This window comes from Streptomyces sp. NPDC000345 (assembly GCF_042898825.1).
Taxonomy (GTDB): domain Bacteria; phylum Actinomycetota; class Actinomycetes; order Streptomycetales; family Streptomycetaceae; genus Streptomyces.
In genome coordinates, this window is record NZ_JBIAZE010000007.1 from 69,454 (window position 1) to 86,803 (window position 17,350).

Genomic DNA, 17,350 nt, shown 5'->3' on the forward strand with positions numbered 1-17,350 from the left:
GTCTGGCCCGGCGAGCAGGTGAACGGTAAAGTCAACGGGTACACATACATTGGCATGTTGTCGCTGAATCACGCTGCCGCCGCATTCCGAAAGGATGAGAGGTCCCAGGAAGTGATCGACCACAGCCACGAGAGCGACCTGGTATTCCGTGCCCTCAACGACGCGACCCGTCGGGCCATTCTGGCCCTGCTGGCATCGGAACACGAACCCACGGCCGGAGACATCGCGGCCGCGTTCCCGGCGATCGGCCGGACCGCGGTCTCGGCGCACCTGAGGGTCCTGCGGGACGCGCAACTGGTCTCCGAGATCCGAGACGGCAAACACCGGCGGTACCACCTGGGTCCCAACCGCGCGGACGCGGCGATCACGTTCCTGCGCCAGATCTATGAGCAGTCGCTGCCCGCGGACCAGGGGGTTGCAGCGGACAGACCGGAGGGCAGGCTGCGTGAAGCGAAGAGCGGATGACGGCCGACGGGCACGCCTCTCGGCGTGCCCGTCGGCCGCGCCGTGTCACGGCCTGCTGAGGAGAGCCCATGCACGAGATCGTCCTCGTCAACGAGACACACCTCGGTGTTCCCCCGCACGAGGCGTTCGGCATGTTCGGACGAACCGGCGGCCCGGGCTGGTTGTTCTCCGCGCGGTTCGAGCACGCGGAGCCCGGCGCGGCGGCCGGCATCGACATACCCCTGCCGTTCACGGCCTCAGGGGGTGAGACGACCGTACGGGGCACTGCACGCATCGTGGAGATGCGACCGTACCGGCGGATCGTGCTGCAACACGAGACGCCGTGGACCGGGCGGATCACCATCACCTTCGCCCGTGAGCCCGGGGGCACGCGGGTGCGCACGGTCACCGAACTCGATCAGGAGGCTCTCGGCTGGATGACGGGCAGCCTGGGCTGCGCGGCACCGGACGGCGAGAGCCGAGCCGACGAGATGTGTGTCGCCTTGCTGACCAGCATGTCGGGGAGCGCCGGCCTGTTCGGCCGGGCCGCCGCCAACTGCGCGGCGCTGGCGGCCGAGGAGATCAACGCCGAGGGCGGGATCGGCGGCTGGCCAGTGCGGGTCGAGGTGATCGACGATCGCACCCACGCCGCTACGGGGCTGGCCCGGCTGCGGGAACTCAACCAGCGGCGCGGCCTGGCGGCCGTGGTGGGCGTACACAGCTCGGCGACCTTCAACGCGGTGAGCCGCTACGCGCGGGCTTCGGGCCTGCTGTATCTCTACACCGCCGCAAACGAGGGCAGCCGCGTGCAGGACGGAACGCTGTTCCGGCTCGGTGAGTCGGTGGCGGACCAACTGGCGCAGGCGGTTCCGTCGCTGATGCGCGAGAGCGGCGGTCGCTCCTGGTACCTGATCGGCAACGACTACTCCTGGCCTCGGGCCGTCTGCACGCGAGGCCGCAGCATCGCGGAGCACCACGGCGGGCATGTCGTCGGCGAGCGCCTCGTTCGGCTCGGCGAGTCGTCCTTCGACGACGTGCTGGAGGACATCGAGGCGTCCGGCGCCGACCTGGTGCTCTCCAGCCTGGTGGGGTGGAGCTCGATCGACTTCGAGCGGGGGTTCCACGCCGCGGGGCTGCGCCGTCGTATCCGTACGCTCGCACCCCTGCTGGAGGAGAGCACCCGAGAACATCTGGGCGCCGCGGGCAGCGGGATCTGGTCCTGCCTGCCGTACTTCTCCGCCCTGGACACGGCGGAGAACGCCGACTTCCTGCGACGCTACCGGGCTGCTTTCGGTCCCTGGGCGCCGTCACCGTCGGCGCTGACGGAGTCGGCGTACGAGGGCCTGCATCTGTTCGCCCGGGCCGCGCGGAAGGCGGGGTCGCCGAGGGGCGGTGAGGTCTCCCGGACCCTGCAAGGTCTCCATCTGGCCGGACCGCGCGGCAGGGTCTCGGTGGGAGCCGACGGCCGGCTGCGGCAGAACATGTACCTGGCCGAGGCCACTGCCACAGGGTTCGCGATCCGCGGACAGATGCCGTCCGGTACCGCCTGACCATGCGCACGGCTTGGCGGGGCACTGGCCACCAGGTATGCCAGCCCAGTCGCCCCCCGCACACCCACCCAACGCAAAGTGCATGATTTGACCATCTCTATGGCAAGCCCACAAGGTGCGCTCTCCGTGGACAGTGGCAGTCGTCGACAACAGTCCGCGGGACACAGGCCACAGTGGCTGGCCACCGAGTACGTCGCCGCACCTTCCCTCGCGGACTGGGTGGAGCGGCACGGCCCGCTGCCCGAGCCGGTGGTCCGCGCCCTCGCGGCGGAACTCGCAGAGGGCCTGCGGGCAGTGCACCGGACGGGCCTCGCGCATCGCGACGTGAAGCCCTCCAATGTGCTGCTCGCCCGCCGCCACCCCCTGCTCATCGACTTCGGCATCGCCCGAGCCGCCGAAGACACCCGCCACACCCGGACCGGCGGGGTCATCGGCTCACCCGGATACATGGCACCGGAGCAGGCGACCGGAGGGCAGGTCGGCAAGAAGCCCTGAAATGAATGGAGTACCTTCGAGCACATCGGCGGGAAAGTCGCCCGGCCGCACGATGGCTGCTGGACAAGAACCGCAGCCACGGACTCCCGCTTCTGCGAGCTGCGTGAACACTTCGGCCGGCAGGCTGCCCGAGCCGCCACCGAAGCGGGTCGAGGGACGGCCGCGAGTGCCCGCCCGTCGGGGCGCGGGGCGACCTGGCTCAACGTCGTATCCGACCGGGTGATGGGCCTGGGAGGCAAGAGCAGGGGCCCGACCGCAGCGTTTCTCAATCGCGCTGCGCTTCGTCGTGTGACCGCCAGGACGGGTCATGGCACGTCCGTTGCGGTCAACTGCTGTTCGGCCCAGATGGTCTTGCCACGAGGAGTCTGGCGGCTGCCCCAGCGTTCGACGATCTGGGCGACCAGTAGCAGGCCGCGTCCACCTTCATCGAAAATGCGGGCCCGGCGCAGGTGCGGCGCGGTACTGCTGCCGTCCGACACCTCACAGATGAGTGTCGAGCCGCGGATCAGCCGCAGCTCGATAGGGGTGCTGCCATATCGGATCGCATTGGTTACCAGCTCGCTCACGATCAGTTCGGTGGCGAACACCGCCTCAGACAGGCCCCAGGCCGCAACCTGCTCACCCGCCATCCTGCGAGCTCCTGCAACAGCCGCAGGGTCCCGTGGTAGCTGCCAAGTACGAACCCTATCGGCGTCGAGTCTCCGTGTACGTGCAATCATGGGCACGATGTCGTCGGAGTGACGGCTGGTGAGCACGGTTCGCAGCACCCGGTCACAGGTTTCCTCCAACGCGCCGCCGACCGGGCTGCTCAGTGCTTGGTGCATCAGTTCAAGCCCGACCTCAATGTCGCGGTCGGCGGCCTCGACAAGGCCGTCGGTATACAGAGCGAGCAGGCTGCCCTCGTCGACTTCGACCTCGACGGCCTCGAACGGCAGGCCGCCAAGGCCAAGCGGGGGCCGGCAGGAAGGTCGAGGAACCGTACACTGCCGCCTGGGGTGACCAGGGCGGGCGGCGGGTGCCCCGCGCGGGCCATGGTGCAGCGGCAGGACACCGGGTCGTATACCGCGTACAGACAGGTGGCCCCCACTTCCCCCGAGGCCTCTGTCACCTTCCCTCGTGTTTCCGGGCCTTCCTCGCGGTCGAGCCTGATCACGAGGTCGTCAAGCTGGGTATCGTTGCCGATGCGTGAAGGCCATGGCCCACCACGTCACCGACGACGAGGGCAACCCGAGCGCCGGACAGCGGAATCACATCGAACCAGTCTCCGCCGATGTTCGTGCCAGGACCGGACGGGAGGTAACGATAGGCAACCTCCACTGCGGGCAGCGTCGGCGGCCGTTCGGGCAGGAGGCTGCGCTGGAGTGCCAGGGCCGTCCGTCGCTCACGTGTGTAACGGCGGGCGTTGTCCACACTCACCGCCGCCCTGGCGACGATCTCCTCCGCGAGCACCAGGTCGTCGTCGTTGAAGGGTTCCGCCGTACGATGGCGGATGAACTGCGCCAACCCCAAGGTCACTAGTTGGTCGAGGTCGCGGTAGTGGAGGGCGGCCATTCCGGCCTCGCGGGCTGCGGTGACGTTGGCTTCGGTGTCGTCGATGAACAGGCAGCGCTCAGCCGTGGCCCCGACGCGTTCGGCCGCGATGCTGTAGACGCGGGGGTCGGGTTTCGCGACGCCGATGCGGGCGGTGTTCACCACGGTGTGGGCAAGGCTGTCTAAAGGGCTGTCCCGTAACTGTGGTTGCGGAACAGCCCTCAGGCCCTCGGGTTCCTCCACAGATGTCGCTCGTCCAGGGTCCCGAATCGCACGTCTCCGCGTTCAAGGCCGACGAGGATGGGCCAGCAGTCCAACAGTTGCTCTCTCGCGTCACGCGAGGCGAGGTACTGCACAGAGTTGTAGGGCACGATCAGGAGCCCTTTGCCCTCACGGACCCGCTCTGTGTCGATGGCGAGAGGCGGCTCGTCATCGCGTTGGCTGTGCGCGAGAAAGGCCACCGCGAGTTGCAGGGCCTCGTCTTGCTCCATCATCCGTCTCCAGTCCGTCGACTCGGAGAAGGCACCCTAACCGGCCTGGGATGATCTTGATGTGGCCTGGTGTGATCATGGCGTCGGAGCCCTCCTGGATGGCCCCGTTCACCGGGGGTATCGCCGTTTCAGCAGATGAGCCGGACTGACCGCGAGCTGGTGCCAGCCATGCATGCGTTGTCAGCGGCAGCCCATAAGGTGCGCCCAACATCTCGAAGGAGGAACTGTCGTGGGATTCTCGGGTCATCTGGTTTTTGCTCACAGTAGCCGGCCTCTGTTGGAAGCTCCCGTGTTCGACAGCCTTGACGAAGAACTCAAGGGCACCGTGTGCACATGGGAGTCGCGGCCGGGCGGCTGGCAGACGCTCCAGTTTGATTTCGGGACATGGGACGACGCCGACCTGCCCGCCCTTGTTGAGTGGAGCAGGGCACCGGCCTGTGTCGCCGAGGTCTCCGACAGTGACGTGGCCCTCGTGACCGGGCTGGACGCCACTGGCCGCCGTTGGCAGGCATGGCTCAACCTGGACATCGCCGCCAGGCTTCTGGCCGAGGAGCCCGAAGATCTCGAAGATCAGCTCCTGTGGCTGGACACACCAGAGTTCTATGACGCAGTCAGACATAAGCGCGCGGAGCTCGACGCGGAGATTCCCACCGACGCCGAGGGCGCAGTTGTATGGGCCGCAGCCGCCGGCATTCCCGCGACGACACGGACTGTCAGGATCGAAGAGCTGCTTCGCTCACACGAGACCCCCGTGGAAGACCTCTTCAGCACACTGCTCGACGAGCTGGGCTTTCCCCAGGCCGTTGAGCCCTCACCTGCACCATAAGAAACGACGTCTTAAAAGCCATCTCAATTGGTCCGGCGGCGCGCTTGAATGTGGGTGGTCTTGAGGGAGGGCTGTGCCGCATGATCACGCCATGACGAGTCCGGCCTCCTTCCGGGACCAGACCAACTGGTCCGACGGCTACTACGAGCTGGCCATAGAGGTCGGGTCGAGTGACGATGCCCGAATTCAAGCCGTACTGAGCGCTCTGTGGTCCGCCGCGGACGTGCACGGGTGCTTCGGGCGGAGAGACCGTGAACCTGAGGAGCAGGATCCCGTGCCCTGCACAGTTGGATCATTGACCGCGTTCGGGCATCTCCACGGTCAGGTACGGCTGCCGACAGGCCAACTGGTCGTCTGCGGTTGTGTGGCGATCCGGGGCGGTGATGAAAGCAACGACTGGCTGGACTTTTACGTCCCGGTGGGCGCGCTGGACAACGCCGGTCTGGCCTACTGGGACGGTCGGCCCTTCTTCAGATCCGACGTGATGGACGACTGGCTGGCTGCCATCGGCAAGGAGACGTTCACCAGAGCGGCCTTCAGCTTGGGGGTCGTCGGGTTCGAGGTCTCCGGCTGCTCGGACGCTGCAACGCTGGCAGGGCAGATGCCGCAGGAGCGAGGCATCGGATACCTGCTTCCCGTAGATGGCACCCTCCACTACGGGGCCGCCAACACCTGAGCGCCCGCGCAGCTCCTCCCGGACTCGAGTCTGCGGTAGCAGATGATGGTGCAGGCGATGCTCGCGAAGGCGAGGAAGTGAGCGGCCTTGCGTTCGTAGCGGCGGTGGAGCCGGCGGCAGCCGGAGAGCCAGGCCATGGTGCGTTCGATGGTCCAGCGGTGTCGGCCCAGTCGCTGCGAGGACTCGACGCCCTTGCGGGCGATGCGGTGGGTGATGCCGCGCTCGCGTAACCATCGCCGCAGGTGGGAGTAGTCGTAGCCTTTGTCGCCGTGAAGCTTTCCCGGCTTGCGCCGCCGGGGCCCACGGCGGGAGCGGATCGGCGGTATGCCCTTCGCCAGCGGGATCAGGGCCTGGCTGTCGTGCAGGTTCGCCGCCGAGATTCCGACAGAGATGGGCAGACCGGTCCGCTCGGTGATCAAGTGAATCTTCGAGCCGTACTTGCCCCGGTCGACAGGATTCGGACCTGTCAGGCCCCCCTTTTCAGGGCCCGCATGTTCACCGAGGCGATCGCGCAGCGGGACCAGTCCAGCTCGCCTCGGGATCCAAGCTCGTCGAGGACCAGGCGGTAGAGCTTGGCCCACACTCTGGCCTTCGTCCACTCGGAGAAGCGCCGGTGGGCAGTCGCTCCCGACGGCCCGAACGACGCGGACGGCAACTGTTGCCACGTGCAGCGTGACGTGGCCACGAACACAATCGCGGCCAGCACTTCCCGGTCGCCATGTCGACGACGACCGCCACCCTGGGGCCGCGACGGCGCCTCCGGCACCACCCGCTGAAACAACTCCCACAACTCGTCCGGCACCAGCCGCTCAATAATCCCCACCACACCTCACAGCCTACCGAGTCGACCAAATGAGATGGCTTCTAAGACCGTGTCCTACGTGGTGAGGCGTCGTTGACCTCGGTGTGGGGCGGGATACGTGGAGTTGGATTGTTCCGGACGGGCTGTGGGAGATCGCGAAGCCGCTGATCCCGCCCTCGAGGGTGCGGCCGCAGGGCGGCGGGACGCGGGACACACCGGATGAGACGCTGTTCGCGGCCATCATCTACGTCCTGGTCAGCGGTTGCTCCTGGCGCCAACTGCCGCCCTGCTTCGGCATATCGAAGTCGACCGCCCACCGTCGGTTCCTGATCTGGTCGAGAGCCGGCGTCTGGGGCCGCCTGCACGAAGCCGTGCTGCACCGGCTCGACGACGCCGGCCTCATCGACGTCACCCGTGTCGTCCTCGACACTGCCCACGTCAGAGCGAAAAAGGGGGCGAACATACAGGTCCGAGCCCCGTGGACCGGGGCAAGCCGGGTTCCAAGATGCACGTCCTGTCGGACGCGAACGGACTGCCCCTCCTCGTCGGCGTCTCGGCCGGCAACACCCACGACAGCGAAGGGCTGAAGCCCATGGTCGAGGGTCACCAAACGAGACACGACCCCCACCGCGGCCGCCACTTCAAGCCCCAGCGCCTACACGCGGACAAAGCCTACGACCGCGCCGACCTGCGAAAATGGTTACGCGGCAAGCGCATCGGAGTACGGATCGCGCGTAAGGGCATCGAGTCCAGCGAACGATTGGGCCGCCGCCGCTGGGTCATCGAGCGGACGATGTCCTGGCTGTCCGGCTACCGCCGTCTCAGCCCTCGCTACGAGCGCGGTCCCCGCAACTACCTGGCATTTCTCGGTCTCGCCGCTGCCCTGTGCTGCTACAAACGACTCGTCCGCCTCACCACGTAGGACACGGTCTGAAGGTGCAGGATATAGAACTCAAGGAAGGGGTCTCAAGCAACTACAACGAGAAGACCCAGCGCCAACTACACGACCGCCGCGCCCAAGAGTTCGACTTCGGACCAGAGATCGCCCGCCTCACCCTGCCTCCGGCGGCGGTGGCGAAGGTATTGGTGAGCGCGTGGCTCCGTAGGCGGGAGGGGCATGCACTCGTCCACCGGCTCACCCAGGTGACTGATGGCGTCGATGTTGGAGGTTACGCACTATTGTCGCTCAGTGACTCGGACGCGTAAGCGACAATCACGGACCTACAGTGGGAGTTCATCGAGCCGTATCTGCCGATCGGCGAGTACGGCCCGTGTCCCGGTAACGGCAGCAGTTCAAGGGTGTGATCTTGCGATTCAGGACCGGCGGACAGTGGCGGGAGATGCCCCGAGGAGTTCGGTGCCTGGTCGACCGTACACAACCGCTTCCGGTGATCACGACTCGATACGCGCCCTAGTCGACCACGGCGTGTACACCAACGCCCTTCTCCCGCCCGTCTGCGTTGGCTACCAGTTGAGGATCGCCTGCACGGACACGCACACACCCGACGCGCGGGAGGCGGCAATCGGTGTCTTCGCCTCCCGAGCGCGAGGACCTGCTCCCCCGCTACCGCCAGGCAGCATAATCCGAGTCAGCAGCCGTGGTCACCGCAGCCGCCCGCGATGCCACGACGACATCGAGAGAGCCTGCGCCCGCCCGGGTGCGCCACCCCGCCCCCGGGCCGGGCGTCACCCGAAAGTGAGTAACAGCCCAGCCGCCGGCCGGCCGTGACGGACGCTCCGGCGCCGGTTGAGCCAGTCCAGGACGGGCATGCGCGGGAGGGAAACAGTGGCCGCCGACGACAAGACCCTCGACCTGCTGAGGACCGTGGAAGCGCGCCGGCGTAGGGCGGAGCACGGCTGGGCGGTGGATGCGGTGCTGGCGCCGGTCAAGCAGCGTGTGCTCAACCTCGCCGACCGCGGCCTGCTCGAACTCGCCGGACGGGAGGAACGCGCGACACTCTCGGCCGGGGAGGGCCGGCCCGTGAGGTGGGCGGCCCGCCTGGCACCCGACGGTCACGACCTCCTCCTCTACGCCGCCTCCCGCCCCCGGCACACCGCACCCACGGACGGCCCCGGGCCGGGGCGCCGGCGGGTCGAGCTGTGCCTGTCCCAGATGGCCGCTCTGTGGCAGGCCGTCAGCCTCGGCACACACCTGCAGCGCCCGCTCGCCGACGGTCTCACCGACCAGGTCCGCACCGCGCGCTGCGACCACCGCGTGAAGCGGTGGGTCCTGCACCTGACCGACGACCGTGGCCTACGTGTTCTGGCTGCACAAGACGACCGGCTCCGCTTTCGAGGCCAATCGCTTCGCCCATGACACCGGCGTCACCCACCGGCCCGCCCCCGCCCGGCGCACGGCGATTCCCGCCTCCACACCGCTCCTGCACCGCCCGCCATCGGCCGTACCTGCCGATCACCACACCTGACGGGAACGGCGGGCGGGCGTCCTCCGGTCGGCCAGGTCCGGGCGGCGGGCGGTGAGTTCGGCGGCCAGGATGCGCAGGGACGGACGGCGTGCCTCTTGCGGTGCCACGGTCTTCTCCTGCTGCAGCTTCAGGTACGCGCCCGCGATGTCGCCCGTGTGGCTGTGTCAGTGCGTACGGATGCCGTTTCGCGATGACTTCGGATGTCACTGCGGCCCTTCCTCGCGGGCCGTGGCCGTCGCTTGCCGCCCGCACGGGGAGAGCCCCCACCTCCTCCACCACAGGCCGGACCAAGGCGAACCCGCCACCGGCATGCAAGCACCGGGCGCGGCGTCCCGGCCCGTTTGCAGGCACGACGGCAGTGTCTGCTGGGGTGGTGGCCCCGGACCAGGGCGCGGTGTCGGGGCCGCCGATGCCCTGCCGTCCTGTGGAGCGGGGCATCAAGACCATAGATCATTAATGGAGCAGCCGCCCGTCCGGCACGATTCGCACAGACGAAGACCTGAACGGTCGGCGCAGTGCGGCTGGCGCCCGCTGGATCCGCGGGCGCCGCAGGCGTGGGACTGGATCAGGTGACGTCGACGTAGTCGGCGGCGGCGGTGGCTGCGGGCGTGGTGGAGGTGCCGGCGAAGACGTAGCGGTAATAGCCGTCGGCAGAGGCCTTGACGGTGGTGCTCAGCTTGCCGGTGCTGGATGTGGTGAGTGTCTTGACGGTGGTGTAGGTGCTGGCGTTCTTGGGCCGGTACTGCAGTTTCACGCTCTGGCCGCTGTAACCGGCCCAGGTGTGGGTGTTCCAGTTGGCCCGGGTGAGAGCACCCGTGACGGTGATCGTCTTGCCCTTCCTGACGGGCTCGGGGGATGCGTTCACGGTGAGCTTGGAGGCGCGCTGCACCTTGATGGTGGCGTAGTCGTACAAGGCAGTCTCCGTGCGGTCCTTGCTCCAGGCGTAGGCGAAGACGTGCCAGGTGCTGGCCTGCACGTTGGAAACAACGTTGGTCATTTCCCTGGGGTCGGGTGTGATCTGGTGCTTCAAAGTGCAGGTGGTGGCGGTGCCGCTGGTCGTGCACTGCGGCACGTCCGAGTAGGAGACAGCACGGTCGTAGGTGTCGTAGGTGGTGCCGTGCCAGAGGTTGACGAACTGGTAGGAGACCCCGGCGGGGTGGCTCGCGGTGATCTGGCTGGTGAACGAGGTGGTGGCGCTGGGGCCGACCACGATGTTCTTGCCTTTGTTCACGACGACCTTGGTGATCACCGGGGTGGGCGACGCCTGGGCGGGGGTCGCGCCCAGGGACAGCAGCAGGGCGGCGGTCGCTGTTCCAGTGGCCGCCACAGCAGATGTACGCATACGGGTCCGTATCGCAGAAGAGGCCGGCCCGACGCGCCGTGCGGGCGGTGAGACCAGGCATAGATCAAAGTTCGCGATCTCAGACCCACACACCCGGCCCAGGGTTGTACCAAGAAAGCAGCCTCCCCCAGGACAACCCCAGGCCAGGACAGACGGTGGTATGCGGGGCGGGGCGGGACGGGGGATGGAGTCCATTCGAAGCATCGACGGCCGACGACAATGCGGCGGCGTGCGTGCCCGAGGCCAGCACACCGACAGGAATGGTCAGGCACTCCGGAATCGCGGGCCGAGCCAACGCGGCGGAAGGCATCGCCCGTGCCGTCATCGACTTCGCTGTGCAGTTCCTCACCGAGAACCACAAGAATGTCGCCGGAGTTCATCCGCCAACGGCGTCGGCGTGGGTCAGGCCCCCGATACGTACCTCGTACCAGCTGATGCGCACCTGGTGCGCCTCATCGGCGCATACGTAGCTGGGACAGTCTTGCGGCCGTGACAGCCAGAGGCCGGCGCTCGTCCTCGTCGGCTCTGGCTGCCGGTCTTTCCAGCGGGCCAGGAGCCTGCTGGAAAGACCGGTGCCAGTGAGAGTGTCCCGCTCAGATGACTCCGAGGAGCCCGTTGCCGCCGAGGAGGGTGCTGTCCTTCTGCGGGAAGCCGACAGACGGGGCGGTGATCATGCGGCTGCCCTTGCCGGTGGGACCGTCGGTGCCGCCCGGGAAGACCCACACCGCGCCGGTGGCGTTGTCCTCCTCCGCAGCGCTGACGAAGAGTTCCGGTCGGCCGTCCTTGTTGATGTCGCCGACGGCCACGGTGGTACCGAAGTGATCCCCGGCCTCACCGGCCCCGGGAACGTGGGCGGTGTCCTGGGTGAAGGCGTAGGCGCCACCGCCCAGGGCGCCGGTGCGGCGGCCGGGGACGACCGTGACCTGCCCGGCGTTCGTCTTGGCCGTGTCCTCCTGCGGCGAGCCGATCACGATGTCCGCCAGCCCGTCACGGTTGAGGTCGGCCACCGTGAGGGCACCGCCGAATCCGTCCCCGCTCTCGCTCGCGCCGGGGACACCCGAGGTGTTCTGGGTGAGCTGCACGGGTTGCGCGTCCCGCGCGATGCCGTGTGCCGAGCCGTACCAGACGAGCACCCGGCCACCGACCGCACCGTCGATCCCGGCCCTGTCGGGCTCGTCCGGGTCCCCGGCCACGAGATCGGCGTATCCGTCGCCGTTGACGTCCCCGGTGGCCGTGACCAGGCCGTTGCCCCTCTGCTGCGCGCCACCGTAGACGGGGTCGACGTACACCTCGCCGCCGCTGAGGTCGCTCAGCCGGACCGTGACGGCCACCTCGTCCGGGGAGCCGTCGTGGTCGAAGTCGCCCAGCGAGACGCTTCCGACGGAGGCGGTGTCCCGGTTCTGCACGGCCCCGCCGTACGTGCCGCGGCTGCTGAACGGACCTGTGAAGCGCATCGACCCCTCGTACCCGGCAACAAGCACTTGGCTCTTCGCGCCGGGGCCGACGCTCATCGCCGCGACGTCCAGGCCGTAGTACTTGCCGGCATCGGTCTCCGGCAGGTTGGTGCCGGAGGTCAGCCCCTTCTTACTGCCCCACAGGACCGTCACCGTGCCGGCATCCTGGCCTCTCGCGGTGTCCTCGTACGGAGCGGAGACCACCAGGTCCGCATAGCCGTCCCGGTTCAGGTCGGCCGTCGCGGTGGCGCCACCGAATCCGTCGTGCGGCTCGGCCGTGTCCGGAATCCCCGCGGTGTTCTGCGTGATGATCGCCCTGCGGGACGTCGACAACCCGGACTTCGATCCGTAGAGCACTGCCACGGCACCGGCTCCCGCCTTGCCCGCGACGTTCGCCCCTGGAGCGGGCAGCACGGCGTCGCGGTAGCCGTCGCCGTTGAAGTCACCGGGCACCGCTCCGTGCACGGCCACCGCGGGCGCGGCCGACAGCAGCGGAGCACCCATGACCGCAGCGATCAGGAGCGCTCCCGTCCTCCAACCTCCGTACAGGCCACGTCTGTTCACCATGAACTGAATCCCCTCCCCCTTCGACGCACCCGGCGTGCGCCGCAGTCAGGGCATCCTAAAGCGAGCCCCCGAAAGGCCCGGAGAACGCCCCGGGAAATCGCCCACCCGGCGATGAGAGAGACCTGAGGCCTCACACGGAGCGGGCACACGGCCAACGCCGAGAACCCGAAAGCCCGCCATGACCGGCTGGCGGCCGTCCCCACCACGCGATGCTGCCGAGAAGCCTGGTCCGTCCCGCCAGGGCCACGGCGGCGCACGTCCCGCACCCCGCGCTCAGCACTGCCCTGCGCTTCACCGGCCGCCTCCGTTCGCCCCTCGCTTGGCCGGTTCACGGTCGGCAGGCACACAGCAGGACGGTTCGGCGGGACCGTGACAGTGCGCAGCGGGCGGCCCGTCGTGCGCCCCGCGGCGCGGCGTCCTCAGGCGGCGCGGGACGAGGTGTTGAGCCGTTTCCACGGGCCGGTGTAGGCGGCGTCGCATCCGGTGCAGCGGGCGAGGTGGAGGGCGGAGGCGGGGGTGTGGGCGGGCGCGGGAACGACCGGGTGGACGGTGCCCTCGATGACGGTGGCCAGGGCGGGCCAGGCGGGCAGACAGGTGCAGGCAGGCGCAGCGCTCTCGGGGTGGTCGGTCATGAGGGCTCCGGCGGGGCCGGGGGGCGGGCGCGGTGGCTGTCGGGTGTGCGGCCGATCCGGCCGGCGACGGCCTGGATCTCGCTGGGGCCGTAGGCGGTGCGGATGCCGGAGGGGGTCATGCCGCCGGCCCGGGCGAGGGGTTCGAGCTTGTAGGGACGGTCCCCGTGGAACTCCCGTCCGTAGGCGAGGAGGTGGCGGATCTCGCGGTCGGCGGCCTCTCGGGCGGCGCGGGCGTGGCCGAGAGCGATCAGCAGGGGGTCCTCGCGCAGGTCGTCGTGCTGCGCCTCCAGGGCGAACGCGTAGTCCGCGCGGGCCTGTTCGGCCTCCGCGAGAGCGTCGGGGTAGAGCTCTTCCGTCGTGACGTCACCGGGCTGCGGCACAGGGACGCGGATGGCTGCAAGGTCACCGATCAAATCCATGATTACGGTCATCGCAAAAAACTGCGACAAGCGCAATACCGTTGAGGGGCAGGGAGCTGACCGTGCGGGAGGCGGCGTGGGCCGGGACCGGCGCCTGGTACCGACCGCATGGACGCCTCCATCTCGCTACCGTGTCCACCCCGCCACATCGGCTGCTGCGAGACGGCGATACGGATGGCGGCCGGCGCCGGTCAGGGCAATGCCTCAGGAGAGCGGAACGTGAACAGACAGCACCGCGTGGACGCGGTGGACCGGGAGATGGCCGCATCTCTGCTGCCCGATGCCGCCGTGCGGGCACTGGGCCGCTGGTGGAGCGAGAACGCGTCGGCCTATGCGGACGGGACGCCCGGGGCGCACACGGTGCGCTACACCCCCGGGCGGTGGGCGCAGATCACTCCGTGGCCTTCGGCGCTGGCCCCCACCTCCTGCGGCGGCGACGCCGGGGTCAGCCGGGCGGAGGTGGCCTCGGCCGTCGCAGACGCGCTGCGGCGTGAGGCCTTCAGGGAGGCCCTGGTCGCGACCTACGTGTGGGGCAAGGGCAAGCGCGGCACTCCCGGCGGCAGCGGTCCGGCCACCCTGCAAAAAATCCTGGCCGCCGAAGGGCTGGATGCGGCACTGGCCCGTGCGGTCACCACGCTGAGCGAGCACAGCGCAAAAGCTGCTTACGCGGGGCTCCAGAGCCTCGTTCCCGAGTTCGGTCCGTCGTTCTACACCAAGTTCCTGTACTTCGCCGGCAAGACGGTTTCGTCGGCAACTGGCCCCCAGCCGCTCGTCCTCGACCGGGTTCTGGCCCGGCGTATGCGGTCCCTGGCCCAGGCGGTCGGCCGGGAGACCGGCCAGGACCCCGACGGCTCGATCGCCAACTGGGTCTGGCGAGACAGGAACTGGTCACCGCACCGCTACGCGGTCTACCTCTCCTTCATGCACGCCGCCGCCCGTCAACTGGCCGCCGCCGGCACCTGGTCGTCCGACGCATCGCCCGACCTGCTCGAATACGCCCTGTTCAGCGCCTCGTGGACGTGAACCCCTCGCCGCGCCGCCCGCGGCTTCGGCAGGCCGCCGGCAGAGCTGGGCCCTGGTCTAGGACGGGTGGTACGCGCTCACCAGCAGGGTGTCGGCGGTGCGCGGCCCGCCGGTGGCGGCAGGTAGCACGTCGACGGTGATGTTGGTGAATCCGGCCTCGTCGAGCAGCTTGGTCCACACGTGCTCTTGGAGGACCCAGCGGCGCATCGTGGTGGCTTCGCCGTCCGGTGTCTTTGCCGGGACATCCGCAGCCACGGCATCGGGCTGGGCGGGCGCCCCGTTCAGGTAGTGGGCGAGGGTTGCGAACACCAGTCGCCCGCCCGGCCTGAGGGAGCCTGCCGCCGCGGGCAGTACCTCGCGCGGGTCGGTGAAGTCCACGGCGCCGAAGACGCTGTACAGCACGTCGTACGTGCCGGTCCTCGCCTGCAGGTGGGGCACCGCGCCGGACTGCAGGATGCGCAGGCGAGGGGCGAGGTGAGCGTAGAGGTCGGTTGCCATGGCGTGCTGGGCGGGCGAGGCGTCGACGGCGACGACCCGGGCCGGCCGATGGTGAACCGCCAGGTGTGCTGCGTGCCTGGCTGTGCCTGCGCCGAGGTCACCCCTCCGGGCAATCGGACCGGCTCGCCGGCGTCCGCGACAACGGAAACGACCTGTGGTTCAGCCAGAGGCACAAGACGTTCGGCGGCAACATCCAATTCCTGTCCGCGCCGGACGGCACTCCGCTGTGGGTCTCCGACGTCGAGCCCGGTTCCACCCCTGACATCACCGCCGCCCGCCTCCACCTCCTGCCGGCCCTCTACAAGGCAGCGGCCGAGGGCCTGCCGACCCTGGCAGACAAGGGATACCTCGGCGCTGGCATCGGCATCCTCGTTCCGGCCAGGCGCCCGAAGGGTCAGTCCGAACAGGCCCTCCACCCGGATACGCGGACCAGGAACAGCCTGATCAGGGGGATCCGAGCTCTCGGAGAGCGCGCTGCCGCTGAACTCAAGCAGCGTTGGCGAGCACTGTGGCACGTCACCCTCAGCCCGAGCCGGATCGGCGACATCGCCCGCGCGGCGCTCGTCCTCAACGTAATCTGGAAATGATCTCCGCTGAGAAAACGTCACTGCCTACGAATCTCCGACTCAGGTCACTAGGTCCGTGTAGGTGGACCGTGTCACCGACGCCGGACAGCAAGCGGCGGCCGCATCGAGAAAGTCGATACGGCCGCCGCTGCCGTGACGAGGTTCCGTCGCCCGACGGTGATGGCGGGATGACAAGAATCAGACGCCGTAGGGGTTGTCGATGATGTAGACCCAGTCCCCCTCGCTCGTCCTTCTCATCACCTCAAGCGCCTTTCCTTCCACGGTGCCGCTCTCGCTCGTGATCCGCCAGGACGCCTGGACCATCGCCAGGTCGCCGTTCTGATGGACCGACGTGGCCCCCACCTCAATGGTGCTGGGCGAATCGAGGTAGACCTTCAGCGCTTCCTTGATGCCTTCCCTGCCGTAGACCGGCTTCTGTCCCGGTCCCGGTACGAACATGGCGTCTTCGTCGAACAGGGAACCCAGTCCGTCGAGGTCCTGGTCCTTGAGGTACTGGGCGAAGCGCTCGTGCACGACTTCCGGTGTCATATTCTTTCCTCTTCTTTCCTTCGTTGCGGACGGGCGAGCCGGCTACAGGCCGATCCACGTGAGCCATTGACCGGTGGTGCGCGGCGTCAGCCCCAGAAGCTGCTGGGCACTGTTGTCCGCACTGATGATCTTGTCCGGCGCGATGGCGAGGCCCTCGTACAGTGCGGTGACCGCAGCCGCTCCGGCGTCTCCGGCGGCCTAGAAGGAGCAGGCTGGTGCGCCGACGGCGGCCCTGGGTGAGGTGTCAGCGGGTGTGCGGGTCGGGCAGGGTGATGGGCTCGCCCGGGGTGGGCCAGTGCAGCGGGACGCCGGCGGCGTCGAAGACCTGCTGGACGTGGCTGCGGTCTTCGGTGTAGTGCGCCCAGCCCTCCGCGTGCACAGCCACCACGAAGGGGTCGCCGAGCAGGCGGCGGGCCTCGACGGCCTGGACCGCGGTCAGCGACAGTCGTATGTCACCGAATGCCTCGAAGCCCGCCGCGCCCAGGTGCAGCAGCGCCACGTCGACGCGGTACCGCTCGGCCAGGGCGCTCATCGCGCCCAGGTCGACGGTGTCACCGGAGACGTACACCGTCGGTGCCGAGCCGTCGTCGGTGTGCAGGAGGAACCCGGTGACCGGACCGGTGATGTCCTCGGTGCCGACGGGACCGTGGCGGGCGGGAACCGCGGTGATGTTCAGCGGCATGCGGCCCGGTTTCGACAGGGTCCGGGTCTGCCAGGGCTCCAGGCCGACAGCTGCGCCCCCGAGATCCTCGGCGCCGGCGACGGTGGTGAACACCTCCGCGGCACCGGAGGCCACCGTACGCCCGGTGGCGTCGAGGTTGTCCTGATGCCCGGTGTGGCTGACCACGACGGCGTCGAGAGCGGGCAGTTCCCCGGGCTTCAGTGCCGGGTCGGCGGTCTTGCGCACCAGGACCGGGCCGTCCTGGTATTCGGTGCCGGCGGCGTCGAAGGTCGGGTCGGTCAGCAGCGTCCAGCCGGCCAGGCAGATGAGCGCGGTGGGACCGCCGAGCACCGTCACGGTGTTCGCGTCACGGGTCACGGCATCGTCGGTTACCACAAG

20 protein-coding genes and 3 pseudogenes are annotated in these 17,350 nt (G+C 68.8%); 11 read left to right on the plus strand and 12 right to left on the minus strand.

Annotated elements, in window-relative coordinates; genetic code table 11:
* Positions 1-111: 111 nt before the first annotated feature.
* The 3 genes from ACFY30_RS18280 (at position 112) to ACFY30_RS18290 (ending at position 2,489) form a co-directional block, all read left to right on the plus strand.
* Positions 112-465: an ArsR/SmtB family transcription factor gene (locus tag ACFY30_RS18280; RefSeq protein WP_390846184.1), complete on the plus strand. Its 354-nt coding sequence runs from the start codon at positions 112-114 to the stop codon at positions 463-465.
* A gap of 68 nt (positions 466-533) precedes the next feature.
* Positions 534-1,994 (plus strand): ABC transporter substrate-binding protein, encoded by a 1,461-nt coding sequence (locus tag ACFY30_RS18285; RefSeq protein ID WP_390846185.1) that lies wholly within the window; start codon positions 534-536, stop codon positions 1,992-1,994.
* A 126-nt stretch (positions 1,995-2,120) separates the two neighbouring features.
* Positions 2,121-2,489 carry a protein kinase gene (locus ACFY30_RS18290; protein ID WP_390846186.1) on the plus strand — a complete coding sequence of 123 codons (369 nt, stop codon included), beginning with the start codon at positions 2,121-2,123 and terminating at the stop codon, positions 2,487-2,489.
* Between the two features lie 305 nt (positions 2,490-2,794).
* Here the strand turns inward: ACFY30_RS18290 and ACFY30_RS18295 are convergent, their stop codons facing one another.
* The 4 genes and pseudogenes from ACFY30_RS18295 to ACFY30_RS18310 all read right to left on the minus strand — a co-directional run bounded on the left by ACFY30_RS18295 (position 2,795) and on the right by ACFY30_RS18310 (position 4,513).
* Positions 2,795-3,118, minus strand: a complete 324-nt coding sequence (locus ACFY30_RS18295) for an ATP-binding protein (protein ID WP_390846501.1) — start codon at positions 3,116-3,118, stop codon at positions 2,795-2,797.
* A 135-nt stretch (positions 3,119-3,253) separates the two neighbouring features.
* A pseudogene (locus ACFY30_RS18300) lies at positions 3,254-3,642 on the minus strand (PP2C family protein-serine/threonine phosphatase); the annotation flags it as partial.
* Positions 3,639-4,184 (minus strand): PP2C family protein-serine/threonine phosphatase, encoded by a 546-nt coding sequence (locus tag ACFY30_RS18305; protein WP_390846187.1) that lies wholly within the window; start codon positions 4,182-4,184, stop codon positions 3,639-3,641. The pseudogene ACFY30_RS18300 and the gene ACFY30_RS18305, both read right to left, overlap by 4 nt.
* A 56-nt stretch (positions 4,185-4,240) precedes the next feature.
* Positions 4,241-4,513, minus strand: coding sequence for a hypothetical protein (locus tag ACFY30_RS18310; protein ID WP_390846188.1), 273 nt, complete (start codon positions 4,511-4,513; stop codon positions 4,241-4,243).
* A gap of 286 nt (positions 4,514-4,799) precedes the next feature.
* On the opposite strand from ACFY30_RS18310, the gene ACFY30_RS18315 reads away from it, so the two are divergent.
* Positions 4,800-5,336: a hypothetical protein gene (locus tag ACFY30_RS18315; RefSeq protein WP_390846189.1), complete on the plus strand. Its 537-nt coding sequence runs from the start codon at positions 4,800-4,802 to the stop codon at positions 5,334-5,336.
* A gap of 91 nt (positions 5,337-5,427) precedes the next feature.
* Positions 5,428-6,012, plus strand: coding sequence for a hypothetical protein (locus tag ACFY30_RS18320; protein ID WP_390846190.1), 585 nt, complete (start codon positions 5,428-5,430; stop codon positions 6,010-6,012).
* Here ACFY30_RS18320 and ACFY30_RS18325 read toward each other — a convergent pair.
* Positions 5,991-6,838 (minus strand): IS5 family transposase gene (locus ACFY30_RS18325; protein WP_390846191.1). Its coding sequence is split into 2 segments (ribosomal slippage): positions 5,991-6,491 and positions 6,494-6,838, totalling 846 coding nucleotides; the frame shifts between segments, so codons are not numbered across the junction. The genes ACFY30_RS18320 and ACFY30_RS18325 overlap by 22 nt on opposite strands.
* A gap of 80 nt (positions 6,839-6,918) precedes the next feature.
* Between ACFY30_RS18325 and ACFY30_RS18330 the strand changes: the two genes are divergently transcribed.
* The 4 genes and pseudogenes from ACFY30_RS18330 to ACFY30_RS18345 all read left to right on the plus strand — a co-directional run bounded on the left by ACFY30_RS18330 (position 6,919) and on the right by ACFY30_RS18345 (position 9,240).
* Positions 6,919-7,736 (plus strand): IS5 family transposase gene (locus ACFY30_RS18330; protein ID WP_390846192.1). Its coding sequence is split into 2 segments (ribosomal slippage): positions 6,919-7,261 and positions 7,261-7,736, totalling 819 coding nucleotides; the frame shifts between segments, so codons are not numbered across the junction.
* Positions 7,737-8,026: 290 nt separating this feature from the next.
* Positions 8,027-8,203, plus strand: a pseudogene (locus ACFY30_RS18335) (transposase); the annotation flags it as partial.
* A gap of 397 nt (positions 8,204-8,600) precedes the next feature.
* Positions 8,601-9,131, plus strand: coding sequence for a hypothetical protein (locus ACFY30_RS18340; protein WP_390846193.1), 531 nt, complete (start codon positions 8,601-8,603; stop codon positions 9,129-9,131).
* Positions 9,073-9,240, plus strand: a complete 168-nt coding sequence (locus tag ACFY30_RS18345; protein WP_390846194.1) for a hypothetical protein — start codon at positions 9,073-9,075, stop codon at positions 9,238-9,240. The genes ACFY30_RS18340 and ACFY30_RS18345 overlap by 59 nt, the downstream gene beginning before the upstream one ends.
* Before the next feature lie 565 nt (positions 9,241-9,805).
* Here the strand turns inward: ACFY30_RS18345 and ACFY30_RS18350 are convergent.
* The 4 genes from ACFY30_RS18350 to ACFY30_RS18365 all read right to left on the minus strand — a co-directional run bounded on the left by ACFY30_RS18350 (position 9,806) and on the right by ACFY30_RS18365 (position 13,615).
* Positions 9,806-10,582 (minus strand): calcium-binding protein, encoded by a 777-nt coding sequence (locus ACFY30_RS18350; protein ID WP_390846195.1) that lies wholly within the window; start codon positions 10,580-10,582, stop codon positions 9,806-9,808.
* A gap of 593 nt (positions 10,583-11,175) precedes the next feature.
* Positions 11,176-12,540, minus strand: coding sequence for an FG-GAP repeat protein (locus tag ACFY30_RS18355; protein WP_390846196.1), 1,365 nt, complete (start codon positions 12,538-12,540; stop codon positions 11,176-11,178).
* 482 nt (positions 12,541-13,022) lie between these two features.
* Entirely contained in the window at positions 13,023-13,235 is a 213-nt protein-coding gene (locus ACFY30_RS18360) for a hypothetical protein (protein WP_390846197.1), read from the minus strand.
* Entirely contained in the window at positions 13,232-13,615 is a 384-nt protein-coding gene (locus ACFY30_RS18365; protein WP_390846198.1) for a hypothetical protein, read from the minus strand. The genes ACFY30_RS18360 and ACFY30_RS18365 overlap by 4 nt, the downstream gene beginning before the upstream one ends.
* Before the next feature lie 258 nt (positions 13,616-13,873).
* Between ACFY30_RS18365 and ACFY30_RS18370 the strand changes: the two genes are divergently transcribed.
* Complete coding sequence (locus tag ACFY30_RS18370) at positions 13,874-14,677, plus strand: hypothetical protein (protein WP_390846199.1); 804 nt, start codon at positions 13,874-13,876, stop codon at positions 14,675-14,677.
* Positions 14,678-14,734: 57 nt separating this feature from the next.
* On the opposite strand, the pseudogene ACFY30_RS18375 reads toward ACFY30_RS18370, so the two are convergent.
* Positions 14,735-15,277: pseudogene (locus ACFY30_RS18375) on the minus strand (class I SAM-dependent methyltransferase); the annotation flags it as partial.
* Between ACFY30_RS18375 and ACFY30_RS18380 the strand changes: the two are divergent.
* Positions 15,241-15,762 carry a transposase family protein gene (locus tag ACFY30_RS18380; RefSeq protein WP_390846200.1) on the plus strand — a complete coding sequence of 174 codons (522 nt, stop codon included), beginning with the start codon at positions 15,241-15,243 and terminating at the stop codon, positions 15,760-15,762. The pseudogene ACFY30_RS18375 and the gene ACFY30_RS18380 overlap by 37 nt on opposite strands.
* 177 nt (positions 15,763-15,939) lie before the next feature.
* Here ACFY30_RS18380 and ACFY30_RS18385 read toward each other — a convergent pair whose 3' ends face one another.
* Both ACFY30_RS18385 and ACFY30_RS18390 read right to left on the minus strand, forming a co-directional pair.
* A complete protein-coding gene (locus tag ACFY30_RS18385) occupies positions 15,940-16,290 on the minus strand; it encodes a YybH family protein (protein ID WP_390846201.1) in 351 nt (116 codons plus the stop codon).
* A 244-nt stretch (positions 16,291-16,534) separates the two neighbouring features.
* A complete protein-coding gene (locus tag ACFY30_RS18390; protein ID WP_390846202.1) occupies positions 16,535-17,347 on the minus strand; it encodes an MBL fold metallo-hydrolase in 813 nt (270 codons plus the stop codon).
* Positions 17,348-17,350 lie beyond the last annotated feature (3 nt).

What these genes read in the sequence shown, in the direction of transcription:
- ACFY30_RS18385 (WP_390846201.1), bottom strand. Translation starts at nt 16,290, where the DNA reads ATGACACCGGAAGTCGTGCACGAGCGCTTCGCCCAGTACCTCAAGGAC.
- ACFY30_RS18295 (WP_390846501.1), bottom strand. Translation starts at nt 3,118, where the DNA reads ATGGCGGGTGAGCAGGTTGCGGCCTGGGGCCTGTCTGAGGCGGTGTTC.
- ACFY30_RS18320 (WP_390846190.1), top strand. Translation starts at nt 5,428, where the DNA reads ATGACGAGTCCGGCCTCCTTCCGGGACCAGACCAACTGGTCCGACGGC.
- ACFY30_RS18310 (WP_390846188.1), bottom strand. Translation starts at nt 4,513, where the DNA reads ATGATGGAGCAAGACGAGGCCCTGCAACTCGCGGTGGCCTTTCTCGCG.
- ACFY30_RS18285 (WP_390846185.1), top strand. Translation starts at nt 534, where the DNA reads ATGCACGAGATCGTCCTCGTCAACGAGACACACCTCGGTGTTCCCCCG.
- ACFY30_RS18350 (WP_390846195.1), bottom strand. Translation starts at nt 10,582, where the DNA reads ATGCGTACATCTGCTGTGGCGGCCACTGGAACAGCGACCGCCGCCCTG.
- ACFY30_RS18360 (WP_390846197.1), bottom strand. Translation starts at nt 13,235, where the DNA reads ATGACCGACCACCCCGAGAGCGCTGCGCCTGCCTGCACCTGTCTGCCC.
- ACFY30_RS18355 (WP_390846196.1), bottom strand. Translation starts at nt 12,540, where the DNA reads ATGGGTGCTCCGCTGCTGTCGGCCGCGCCCGCGGTGGCCGTGCACGGA.